Below are 12,105 nucleotides of genomic sequence, written 5' to 3' on the forward strand. Positions count from 1 at the left end.
TATTTTGATAACACTTAAATCAGTGCACAATTTACCAATATAAAAAACTCCCCCTAAAGATTAGGGCGAGTTTTCGCGGTACCACCTAAATTTGTACTCATTAAGATAACGGTTTTCCCGGTATTTTATAGTGAAATCAGCTCAACTACCAAAATCAATTTGCACCATAATGCTCAGAAGATAGCATTTTGGTACAAATTAATTTTGAAGTTTCACAATGTTTTCACTTTTATAGATAAACCGTTTCAACTATTAAAATTTATGTGCACCATAATGCCTAGAAGACGGCATTTTGGTACAAATAAATTTTAAGTTTCAAGGTGGTTTATCTTTATACAACTCCAAAGTAGGTTCGAAACTAAGTTGAAAATCTTTCAGCCATGGACTTTCTCTCTGAATATATTTTTAAGCTTCTACTAGTCTTTATCACAGTTTTTTATATTATTTTTTCTTAATTTAAAATTATACCTTTTAACACAATCTGTGTCAATATGCTAATATTATAGTGAAACTACATAATCTCTAATAGCCAGAATTCGCAAGTTTTTCAGCAGAATATAAATCTTCTGGAGTAGTTATCTTAATATTGTTGTAACTACCACCATAAAGATAAACTTTATTTGATAACGTTTCAAAAAGCATAGTATCATCTGTCGCAGTTATATTATTCTCTTTAGCATATAGATGTGCTTTTAAAATTTCTTCATATCTAAAGCACTGAGGAGTTTGAACACAAAACAATTTGCTCCTATCAATGGTTCTCTCTGAAAATCCATCCATACTTCTAACCTTTATTGTATCTTTTGGCGTCATTCCACAAGCTGCACCACCATAAATCTTAGCATATTCTATTCCTTCATCTATTATCCTATTATCTACAAAAGGTCTAGCCCCATCATGTATAAGAACAATATCACTTCCCTTTGCAGCCATAAGACCATTTAAAACAGAATCTTGTCTTTCCTTACCTCCACAAACAATCTTTTTCACCTTGCTAAAATTATATTTGTAAACTATTTCATTTCTACAGAAATCTATTTCATCCGGAGCCGCTACAATTATAATTTCATCAATAGATGAATTTTTTTGGAATTTATCTATCGTATACGATAAAATTGGTTTATTTTTCAGAAGAATAAACTGCTTGTTTATACCTGCCTTCATCCTTTTTCCTTTTCCTGCAGCCATGATAATTGCACAATTCATTGATTTATTACCCCTTAATCTAATTTTCTATTCTTTACGTTTCGCAAATATCATTCTTCCTGCTGCGGTTTGAAGTACAGATGTAACAGTTACTTCAAGTGTTTCTCCTATATGTTTCTTACCGCCCTCAACAACTATCATTGTACCGTCATCAAGATAAGCAATTCCTTGTCCAGATTCCTTGCCATCCTTAACAATCTGAATTACCATTTCCTCTCCTGGAAGAACTACTGGTTTAATTGCATTAGCTAATTCATTTATATTGAGCACTGGGACACCTTGAAATTCTGCTACTTTGTTTAAGTTATAATCATTTGTAATTACCTTTCCATTTAAAACCTGAGCTAACTTTAAAAGTTTAGCATCAACTTCCTCTATATCCGGGAAATCTTTTTCGTACATTTCAACATTGATGCTTAATTCCTTCTGAATTTTATTTAATATGTCAAGGCCTCTTCGTCCTCTATTTCTTTTTAAGGCATCTGAAGAATCTGCTATATGTCTCAATTCTTGAAGAACAAAATTAGGGATAATAAGAGTTCCCTCAATAAATCCTGTTTGGCATATATCAAATATTCGTCCATCTATTATAACTGAGGTATCCAATACCTTAGGAGTACCTTTTGAAATTACCTTTGATTTTTTTTCTTTTGATAAACCTGTTCTTTTAAGACTATAAAAAAAAGCTATAAGTTCTTCTCTCTTTTTTATAGTAATATCTGCAAATATAACAGCTGTAATAATATCTACAACAATAGATATTATCGACCATAACACAGAAATTCTAGAAAAAACACTTAGTACAAGTGAAGAAATTATAAGTCCTATTATTCCTCCAACCGTACCAAATAACATCTCAGTTCCTGGAACCTTTTGAATATTATTTTCTATATAATCCATAAGCTTTATTATAAGAGAATTAATCCATGGAGATATTATAAAAAATATAATACCAAAAACCAGTACACAAAAAACTAAAAATAATACCTTGTAAACAGTATTAGTGCTCATGTAATTAATTTGCGAAAAATATTTTCCCTTTAAAACTGCAGCACCTATAAGATACCCTACAATTAAACCTATAAGTGTAAAAAGTCCTCTTAATATCTTTTTTACCACCACATGACACCTCCTTTATTAATTATTACCTATTTTGGTAAATTTAAATCTTTTTTTTGTAAAAAATATCTTATTTTAAATATACTCTAAACAGTGCTCATTTTCAACATCAAAATATGTTTATATTAATAATTCAAAGCATCTTTTGCATTTATTTCATTTTATATCCCCCTAGTAAATTAATCATAATTGATTTATTATATATCTTGTGGTAAACATTTTCATATTCACATAGCATCTACGTTACATTTAGTCCTAATTTATATTATTGACAAAATCATCTAAATGATTTTATAATTATTTTGTAGGCATGTGGAAAAATCTTTATAAGGAGATGAAGCCTAGTGAAAGATGTAATTTTTGATGATTTTCAAAACTCTGTAAATGAATCCTTGTTAAGACATAGAAGTTTACTTGACATAATGACAAAACTTCAAGAATCTCAGGCAAGAATCAATAGAGCCGTGGCCAAGTCTGCAACTAACTGCGGATGTATAGAAATTCAAGCAAAAAAAGTTCATCTGCCAAAAGACTTTAACATTGAAGACATTGAAATTTTAAACAAGAACTCAAAATCAAGCATAAAAGGTAATTTATGTGAAAATTGCAGAGATATTATTGAAGGGGAGATAGGCAATAACCTATTTTATTTAGCTGCACTTTGCAATTCTCTTGATATAAATTTATATGACATTATGCTAAAGGAATACAATAAGATTGATACCCTTGGAAAATATACATTTAGATAAAATTATATTGAATTTAATATGTAATAAGTTATAAATTAAGGTTATTTCCAAAAATAACCTTAGTTATATAACTTATCACCTTAACCTTTATAATTAATTATCTAATATAAACTGCTCTCTTAATCTTCTAAGTCCATTTTTTATGGCTTTTGCTCTAGCCTCTCCTATTCCTTCTACTTTATCAAGTTCTTCATAGGATGCCTCCATTATTCTCTTTAATCCTTTAAAATGCTTAACCATATTTTCAATTACATTAACCGGTATTCTAGGTATTTTACTAGTCATTCTATATCCTTTAGGTGATATTAATGTATCAACAAGAGGTACTCCATTATACCCTAAAACTTTTGATATAGATTCAAGTTCTAAAAAGTCCTGTGATGACATGTTTTGAATTTGTTTATAAATATCATTGTACTCTACACCATCCTTACAATAATCTCTTATTATAAAGATACCATCTTGCTCCACATTTCTAATTAATTCGATTAGCTGCATTGAAATAAGTCTACCTTCATTTCCAAGCTCACATATATACCTTTCAATTTCAGTAACAACTCTCATTACCATCTCTGTTCTCTGTACTGCTGTTACAACATCAAGTAGTGTTACCAAATCCTGAACTTCTAATAAATTCAAATTATTAACAACTCTTTCCAATACAGAAACGTATTTTCCAAGCGTCTGCAATGCTTGATTAGCTCTGGCAAGTATAATACTGCTGTCCCTAAGTGCATATTTTATATCACCTTTATAAATTGTAATTACATTTCTTCTCTGAGAAATAGCAACAACAATAGCTCCTGTTTGCTTTGCAACCCTTTGTGCCGTTCTATGTCTCGTACCTGTTTCAAATGTTGGAATGGAAGAATCCGGTATAAGTTGCACATTAGCACTTAATATTCTCTTGAGATCGCTACTTAAAACAATAGCTCCATCCATTTTAGCAAGTTCATATATATACGATGAACTATACTCCGAATTTATTTTAAACCCACCATCCATGAGTTTTAATACCTGTTCATTATCGCTTAAAACTACAAGTCCTCCTGTTTTTGCTCTCAATATATTTTCAAGTCCTTCTCTTAATGCAGTACCAGGCGCCATAATTTTAAGAATATCTAAAAGTTCTTTGTCTTTTTTTAATCTTGCATTACTCACAAATCATCACCCTTAAAAAACTTTATTTATTGCCTCTTTCAATGAAGAGATTCCTATACCATTTATAGTATTGTTTTTTTCAACATTTCTTTTAGGTACAAGTATATTTTGGAATCCCATTTTATCAGCTTCATTTATAAGTCTATCGCAAAATGAAATAGGTCTCACTTCTCCAGTAAGTCCAACTTCTCCAACTGCAATAGTTTTATTCAACTTAATAGGTATTCCTTTAGCACTAGAAATTAATGCAAGTGCTATACCTAAGTCTCCATATGTTCCTTCGATATTAAGCCCACCTACAACATTAACATATACATCTGAATTGTAAAAGGGTATTTTTAATTTTTTTTCAAGAACAGCCAATATTAAATTTAACCTTGAGGTATCTACCCCTACGGCAGTTCTTCTTGGCATAACCGCATTTGTTTTAGAAACTAATGCTTGAACTTCCACAAGTATCGGTCTACTTCCTTCCATGATTCCTATTACTATAGAACCTTCTTGATTGAAATTAGTTTCTTCAAGAAAAACGCTGGACGGATTGTATATTTCACCGAGACCACTTTCAAGCATTTCAAATACACCGATCTCGCTAGTAGTTCCAAATCTATTTTTTATAGTCCTAAGTATTCTAAATTCCTCTGTTCTCTCTCCTTCAAAAGATAAAACTGTATCCACTATATGCTCTAAAACCCTTGGTCCTGCAAGCTCTCCCTGCTTTGTAACATGAGCTACGATAAAAAATGGAATATTTCCCGTCTTGGCTATTCTCATAATATCATTTGCACATTCTCTAACCTGTGATACACTTCCCGGGGCAGATGTCAACGTAGATTTATATAAAGTTTGTATAGAATCAACTATTACAAATATTGGCTTAACGCTTTCTACTTGAGCTTCTATAGTTTCCATATTTGTCTCTGACAGTATGTATAAATTAGGTGAAACTACATTCAACCTATCAGCTCTCATTTTTATCTGCTCTTCTGATTCTTCGCCTGAAATATATAAAACTTTACCATGTTTTTCTGCTATTCCTTGACAAGCTTGAAGAAGAAGAGTCGATTTACCTATTCCAGGTGCTCCAGATATTAATGTTATGGAGCCTCTAACAAGTCCTCCCCCTAATACTCTATTAAGTTCATTTATATTAGTATTATATCTTTCATATTCTCCCGATTTTATATTAATTATACATTTGGGTGTGTTTTTTAAATTTAAATTTTTTTCTGGCTTTCTTTCTTCTTTTTCTTCTTCAACAAAACTATTCCAACTGTCGCACGCGGGACATTTCCCAAGCCATTTTAGTGATTCATATCCGCATTTCTGACATATGAAAAAGCTCTTATTTTTTGCCATACTTATCACCTCTCTTTTACCTACTTATAATTATAACCTATTTAACATATATTTTTATAGTGATTTCTCCATATTATATTAGTATAACTTTTAACAGTTAACTTATATAATCTCACGGTGCCTTCGATATTCTAAAAAAATAACCATCTCAAAATTAAATCAATAATATCGTTTTGAGATGGCTAAAACTAATATTCTAATTTTAGGTTTTGTTCAAATAAGTATTGCTCTTTAATCTTATTTAAAGCAAAGCTTCCTTAATCTTATCAATATTTCTTTAAACATAGTACCTTTAACTATTTTGCTTGCTATAGGTGAATTTTTTATTTTCATCCACTCCAACAAGTATATTGTCTTCCTTGCTAATTTCACCTTTTAATATAGCTTCTGATATTTCATCTTCAACTGTCTTCATTATAGTTCTTCTAAGAGGTCTTGCTCCATATGTTGGATCAAAGCCCTGTTTAGCAAGTAAATTTTGCGCAGCATCGTTAAAGTGTATTTTTATATTCTGCTCTTCTAACCTTTTTTCAACAGAATTAAGCATAAGTTTTACTATCTGTCTTAAATCTTTTTCTTCAAGCTGGTGGAATACAATTATATCATCTATTCTATTTAAAAATTCTGGTCTAAATGATCTCTTTAATTCCTCCATTATATTTTCCTTCATCTTGTCATACTGTTCTTTTTCTTCACCTTTTGAAGTTGAAAATCCCATAGTTTTTTGCTTCTTTATAGTTGATGCTCCAACATTTGAAGTCATTATTACAATAGTATTTTTGAAATCTACAGTTTTTCCCTTACCGTCAGTTAATCTTCCATCTTCTAATATTTGAAGAAGAATGTTAAATACATCTGGATGTGCTTTTTCTATTTCATCGAATAAAACTACTGAATATGGTTTTCTACGTACTTTTTCTGTAAGTTGACCACCTTCATCATATCCAACATATCCTGGAGGCGATCCTACAAGTCTTGATACCGTATGCTTTTCCATGTATTCAGACATATCTATTCTAATTATGCTATTTTCATCACCAAACATGGCTTCTGCAAGTGCTTTTGAAAGCTCAGTTTTTCCAACTCCTGTAGGTCCCAAAAATATAAATGAACCTATTGGCCTTTTTGGATCTTTAAGTCCAACTCTTGCTCTTCTAACAGCTCTTGACACTGATTCTACGGCTTCATTCTGACCAACTACTCTTTTATGAAGTATTTCCTCAAGTTTTAAAAGTCTTTCTGCTTCTTTTTCCGTGAGCTTCTCAACAGGAATATTAGTCCATTTTGCTACAACAGTGGCTATTTGTTTTTCTCCAACAATATGACTATTAACATCATTTTTAGTCTGCCAGTTTTTCTTTAAATCGTCAATTTTTGCTCTTAATTCTTTTTCTTTATCTCTCAGCTTAGCTGCTTTTTCAAAATCCTGCTGTCTTATAGAATCTGCCTTTTCTTTAGTGGCCTTTTCAAGCTCTTCCTCTTGGCTCTTTAAATCTGGCGGTGCTGTGAGATTTTGTATTCTAACTCTTGCTCCAGCTTCATCAATTAAATCTATAGCTTTATCTGGAAGATATCTATCTGTAATATATCTATCTGAAAGATTTACAGCTGCCTCTATTGCCTCATCTGTAATTTTTACTCTATGATGAGCTTCATACTTATCTCTGAGACCTTTTAATATTTGTATAGCCTCTTCTTTAGTTGGCTCTCCAACAGTTAATGGCTGGAATCTTCTTTCTAACGCTGCATCCTTTTCTATATACTTTCTATACTCATCAATAGTAGTTGCACCTATACATTGTATTTCGCCTCTTGCAAGAGAAGGTTTTAAAATATTTGATGCATCTATTGCGCCTTCCGCTCCTCCTGCTCCAATTATAGTATGAATTTCATCAATAAATAGTATAACATTTTTTGCTTTTGTTATTTCTTCCATTACCTTTTTAAGTCTTTCTTCAAATTCTCCTCTATATTTAGAACCCGCAACCATTGAAGACATATCTAAGGTAACAACCCTCTTATTTTTGAGTATCTCTGGTATATTCCCAGAAACTATTTTTTCAGCCAATCCTTCTGCAATAGCAGTTTTACCAACTCCAGGATCACCTATTAAGCATGGATTATTTTTAGTCCTTCTACATAAAATTTCAAGTATTCTTTGGGTTTCTTGATCTCTTCCTATAACAGGATCTAATTTACCTTCTGCAGCCATTTGAGTAAGATCTCTTCCGAACTTATCCAAAGTAGGTGTATCATGGGATTCCTTAGTCGAAGCTTTAGGACTATCCGCTGCTGCTTCTCCTGTTAGGCTATCCAAAATTTCTTTTCTAAGTCTTTCAAAATCCACACCTAAATTAGCTAAAATAGTAAACGCAACACCTTCTCCTTCTCTTATTAATGCAAGAAGTATATGCTCTGGAGTTATATAGTTATGATTTAAATTTCTAGCTTCTAATAAGCTTAATTCTAAAAGTCTCTTAGTTCTAGGTGTAAGTGGAATTTCATTTCTATATAACTCCATATCACCTTTCCCCTCATATTCTTCTACAAGCTGTTTTACATTTTGCATTGCTACTCCAGCATTATTTAAAATATCTTTTGCCTTACCTTCCTCACGTAGAATTCCTAGCAATATATGCTCAGTTCCAACATAGCCATGTTGAAAACCTTGAGCTTCTTCTTGAGCAAAGTATATTATTTTCTGTGCTCTATCAGAAAATCTTCCAAACATCATATTTATTCACCTACCTTAAACTATTTTTAACATAATCTGCCCGCATTATGTCTTCTTCTTTATCAGATAAATTTTTGTTGTAAATCCTTTTAAGACTAGCAGTTTGGGCGTTAATAAGAAGTGTATCTAGTTTTCCAATATCAATATCCTTTATAATACCCATTTCAACTCCCATTCTAACCGAAGATATTAATTTTAAAAATTCGTCTTTATCTAGGATCACCGCATTCTTTAATATTGCTAATGACCTATATATTTTATCCTCAAGTTCATATTTATAATTTTTCATAATCTGTTCCCTAGACAATTTTTCTTGATTTAATATTTGATTCACTACAGCATTTAAATTAGATATTATATCAATTTCACTTATGCCAAGTGTAATTTGATTTGATATTTGATATAAATCTCCTAAAGCTCTAGAACCTTCTCCAAACATTCCCCTTATAGTTATTCCTATTTGAGTTAAAACATTTAGTACTCCGTTCATCTCATTATTCATAGATAATGCAGGTAGATGAACCATAACTGATGCCCTCATTCCTGTACCTAAATTGGTTGGGCATGCTGTTAAATACCCAAGTTTTTCATCGAAGGCATAATCAACACTCTTTTCTAAAATATCATCTATTTTATTTAACTCATCATATACATTCATTAAATTAAATCCACTAGATATTCCTTGAAGTCTTACATGATCTTCTTCATTTAACATTATGCTTACGGTTTCATTTTCATTTATTATGAATGCTGATTTATTTTTATTTTCTATAAGCTTTCTACTTATTAAATGTCTCTCAAGATATTCTATATTTGAATTCTTGTCATTTTGCCACAAATATATGCATTTAAATTTTTCTTTTATATTTTCATCACTCAAAAACTTACTGCTAACACTATCTACGATTTGCTTGCCTTGTTCATCTGACAGTTTGTCAGGAAAAGGAATTTTTCTTAAATTTCTTGCAAATCTTATTCGACTTGATAATACAGCTCCTTTATCTTTATTACTACTATTAATCCAATTATCCATACTACTTTTCATCTCCCTTAGGCGGATTGATTGCTCTAAGTTCATCCCTTAACTTTGCAGCTTTTTCATATTCCTCTGCTGCAACTGCCTTTTTGAGTTCTGCCTTTAGTTCATTGATCCTATTTCTCTTAATTATCTTTTTTCCAGACTCTTTAGGTATCTTACCATTATGAACCACATTTCCCTGAACTCTACTTATAACAGGTTCTATCATTGAGCTAAAATTATTATAGCATTCGCTGCATCCAAGAAGTCCGCTTTCCTTAAACTCACTATAAGTTGTTCCACAATTTTCACAAGTAATCTCTGATGATTGCATATTAGGATAATCTGTTCCAATATAGTCCATGATTCCACTTAGAATGTTTTGAAATGAAAAAGGTGATATAAACTCCATATCTGAATTAATATCTAAGCCTTCTACTTCCTTTGCACATTTTTCACATACATGAAGCTCCTTTTTTTCTCCATTGACTATTTTTTTAATATGAACATTAGCTTGATTTTTATGACATACTTCACACAGCATATTAACACATCCTTTCACACACACCGGGTTTTGGCAAGCCCACTATTCTTCTTAAACCCATAAAAATTTGTTTATAATAACAAAATTAATACTGCTGATTTTAAAATTTCAGCTCTAACTTTGTTTCTATTTTCTACAATATCGCATAAGGTTCTATCATTTATAGAACTTTTTATTATATTACTCTCTCTTTCAGTTATAATATCCATATCCAGCATTACTTTTATAATTCCAAGTGCAGAATTATATGTTATACTATTTCCGATTTTCTCTATCATAGCATCAACAAGCGACTTCTTATCTTGATAATCTACCTTCCTTATCTTAATACATCCTCCACCACCCCTTCTACTTTCTATATAATATCCTCTATCTGTAGTAAATCTAGTGGTTAAAACATAATTTATCTGAGATGGGGCACAACTAAAATGATTAGCTAATTCATTTCTCTGTATTTCAAGTTCATTTTTGTCAGCCTCATTTAACATATCATTTAAAAAAGCTTCTATAATATCCGATAGTCTCATAGCGAGCTCTCCTTCTTTTACCTTTGACTTTCTTTGACCTTATTATATAATATTATTTTTAAAAATGCAAGCATACAAAGCAACAATATTTTGGAGCGTTAAATAAAATTAATAAATCTAAGGGATAAATTGCTCCTTCAATATTATTGCTTCGCTTAATAAGAAATCAAAAAATATTTTTCTTCTATATGTTTGCGTGATTTTTGCTTTCTAAGAGTGCCAATGCAACAGCGCCTATCACTCCTGCATCTGTTCCAAGTCCAGCTGGAACTATGTTGCAAGATTCTGCTATAGCCTTAAATGCTCTTCTATTTACAACCTCTTTAACCTTATTAAAAACAATATCTCCTGCTTTACTAACTCCACCACCTATTATTACCATTTCAGGATCAAAAGTATTTACAATGTTTGCTATACATATTCCAAGATAATTCAAGCATTTATCAATTATATCAGCAGAAACTTTGTCTCCTTTCTTAGCTTCAACGAATACTTCATAAGATGTAACTTTTTCATAATTAGTTAATGATGTTTTTGCACCACTTTCTATAGCTTCTTTTGCTCTTTTAGCTATAGCCGTTCCAGATGCGAGTGCTTCTGTGCATCCATAATTTCCACAATTACATCTAGGGCCATCCTCCACTAAGGTTGTATGTCCTATTTCTAAAGCATTACTAGTATTTCCTCTATATATATCACCATTAATTATCGCTCCGCCACCAACACCAGTACTTACTGTAACGAAAACCATATTTTTAGTTCCTTTACCTGCACCAAAAATATATTCTCCTATAGCTGCTACATTTGCATCATTATCTAAATAAGTATGTATGCCAAATTTATTTTCAATAGGTTCAACAAGTGCAAAATTTTCAAAAGGCAAATTAGGTGTTGTTATTATTATGCCTTTTTTAGCATCTAATGGTCCAGGAGAACCGATTCCTATTGCTTTAATTTCTTTAGAACTTTTATTAGAATCACTCATAATTTTTTCTATTACTTTAAATATTCTATCTAAAACTGCTTCTTCCCCTTCTTCAGCTAAAGTAGGAGTTGTGTATTGTGATAAAATATCACCTTGTAAATTTGAAACAGCACCACTTATTTTAGTACCTCCCAAATCTATTCCTATAACATAATTCTTGTCCATATTACTTCCTCCAGATAAAATCAAAATTTTAATCTTATTATATCACATAATTAATCACAGTTTAAACGATTTTATTACTTATAATTTAAGTTGTAATTCTCTACCCATTACTTATCTCTATATGCTTCAATGTAATATTTGCCATTACAATCTATATCTAAATTATTTATATTAAATTTATTATCTATCAACATTCTACATATTATATCTATGTTTCTTTTGTCACTTTTTTCTATCATAATTGTAAACTTGTCGTTTTTATTAATGAACTCCATATAATCATGTATGCTACTGTAATCACCTAACTTAACACCACCATTTATATCTAAATGATATTCTGCCATAAATTTCTCTCCTTAATTTATATTGTCGTTAGTTAGTGTTTACAATTAATACTGAAAATATGTATAAGCAAAAAGCCAATATACCAAAGTATATCAGCCTTAATTTTCATATAAAGTTCAAAAAATAAAATGGCTCCGCGAAAAGGATTCGAACCTTCAACCTATCGGTTAACAGCCGAGTGCTCCACCGTTGA

The 12,105-nt window shown here is 31.0% G+C and carries 11 protein-coding genes; 1 reads left to right on the forward strand and 10 read right to left on the reverse strand.

Annotated elements, in window-relative coordinates; genetic code table 11:
- Positions 1–522: 522 nt before the first annotated feature.
- Positions 523–1,206 (reverse strand): 2-C-methyl-D-erythritol 4-phosphate cytidylyltransferase, encoded by a 684-nt coding sequence (ispD, locus tag LQK79_RS17345; protein ID WP_053242088.1) that lies wholly within the window; start codon positions 1,204–1,206, stop codon positions 523–525.
- Positions 1,207–1,233: 27 nt separating this feature from the next.
- Positions 1,234–2,325: a PIN/TRAM domain-containing protein gene (locus tag LQK79_RS17350; protein WP_053242089.1), complete on the reverse strand. Its 1,092-nt coding sequence runs from the start codon at positions 2,323–2,325 to the stop codon at positions 1,234–1,236.
- Between the two features lie 344 nt (positions 2,326–2,669).
- Here LQK79_RS17350 and LQK79_RS17355 point away from each other — a divergent pair, with 344 nt between their 5' ends.
- Positions 2,670–3,074: a nucleoside triphosphate pyrophosphohydrolase family protein gene (locus LQK79_RS17355; RefSeq protein WP_231017325.1), complete on the forward strand. Its 405-nt coding sequence runs from the start codon at positions 2,670–2,672 to the stop codon at positions 3,072–3,074.
- A 93-nt stretch (positions 3,075–3,167) separates the two neighbouring features.
- Here the strand turns inward: LQK79_RS17355 and disA are convergent, their stop codons facing one another.
- The 8 genes from disA to LQK79_RS17395 form a co-directional block, all read right to left on the reverse strand.
- Positions 3,168–4,235, reverse strand: coding sequence for a DNA integrity scanning diadenylate cyclase DisA (gene disA / locus LQK79_RS17360; RefSeq protein ID WP_331000766.1), 1,068 nt, complete (start codon positions 4,233–4,235; stop codon positions 3,168–3,170).
- 12 nt (positions 4,236–4,247) lie between these two features.
- Positions 4,248–5,594: a DNA repair protein RadA gene (gene radA, locus LQK79_RS17365; protein ID WP_231017326.1), complete on the reverse strand. Its 1,347-nt coding sequence runs from the start codon at positions 5,592–5,594 to the stop codon at positions 4,248–4,250.
- A 292-nt stretch (positions 5,595–5,886) separates the two neighbouring features.
- A complete protein-coding gene (locus LQK79_RS17370) occupies positions 5,887–8,328 on the reverse strand; it encodes an ATP-dependent Clp protease ATP-binding subunit (RefSeq protein WP_231017327.1) in 2,442 nt (813 codons plus the stop codon).
- Between the two features lie 10 nt (positions 8,329–8,338).
- Entirely contained in the window at positions 8,339–9,361 is a 1,023-nt protein-coding gene (locus LQK79_RS17375; RefSeq protein WP_053242093.1) for a protein arginine kinase, read from the reverse strand.
- Between the two features lies 1 nt (position 9,362).
- Positions 9,363–9,890, reverse strand: a complete 528-nt coding sequence (locus LQK79_RS17380) for a UvrB/UvrC motif-containing protein (RefSeq protein WP_053242094.1) — start codon at positions 9,888–9,890, stop codon at positions 9,363–9,365.
- Positions 9,891–9,961: 71 nt separating this feature from the next.
- Complete coding sequence (locus LQK79_RS17385) at positions 9,962–10,417, reverse strand: CtsR family transcriptional regulator (protein ID WP_231017328.1); 456 nt, start codon at positions 10,415–10,417, stop codon at positions 9,962–9,964.
- 184 nt (positions 10,418–10,601) lie between these two features.
- Positions 10,602–11,567 (reverse strand): ROK family protein, encoded by a 966-nt coding sequence (locus LQK79_RS17390; protein WP_053242095.1) that lies wholly within the window; start codon positions 11,565–11,567, stop codon positions 10,602–10,604.
- 107 nt (positions 11,568–11,674) lie between these two features.
- On the reverse strand, positions 11,675–11,911 hold the full coding sequence (locus tag LQK79_RS17395; RefSeq protein ID WP_053242096.1) for a hypothetical protein: 237 nt from the start codon (positions 11,909–11,911) through the stop codon (positions 11,675–11,677).
- Between the last annotated feature and the right edge of the window lie 194 nt (positions 11,912–12,105).

The sequence above is a fragment of the Clostridium guangxiense genome (assembly GCF_021043395.1).
GTDB classification, from domain to species: domain Bacteria; phylum Bacillota; class Clostridia; order Clostridiales; family Clostridiaceae; genus Clostridium_S; species Clostridium_S guangxiense.

Coding starts and splice junctions, on each gene's coding strand:
- radA (WP_231017326.1), bottom strand. CDS start 5,594: ATGGCAAAAAATAAGAGCTTTTTCATATGTCAGAAATGCGGATATGAA.
- LQK79_RS17370 (WP_231017327.1), bottom strand. CDS start 8,328: ATGATGTTTGGAAGATTTTCTGATAGAGCACAGAAAATAATATACTTT.
- LQK79_RS17395 (WP_053242096.1), bottom strand. CDS start 11,911: ATGGCAGAATATCATTTAGATATAAATGGTGGTGTTAAGTTAGGTGAT.
- ispD (WP_053242088.1), bottom strand. CDS start 1,206: ATGAATTGTGCAATTATCATGGCTGCAGGAAAAGGAAAAAGGATGAAG.
- LQK79_RS17390 (WP_053242095.1), bottom strand. CDS start 11,567: ATGGACAAGAATTATGTTATAGGAATAGATTTGGGAGGTACTAAAATA.
- LQK79_RS17385 (WP_231017328.1), bottom strand. CDS start 10,417: ATGAGACTATCGGATATTATAGAAGCTTTTTTAAATGATATGTTAAAT.
- LQK79_RS17380 (WP_053242094.1), bottom strand. CDS start 9,890: ATGCTGTGTGAAGTATGTCATAAAAATCAAGCTAATGTTCATATTAAA.
- LQK79_RS17375 (WP_053242093.1), bottom strand. CDS start 9,361: ATGGATAATTGGATTAATAGTAGTAATAAAGATAAAGGAGCTGTATTA.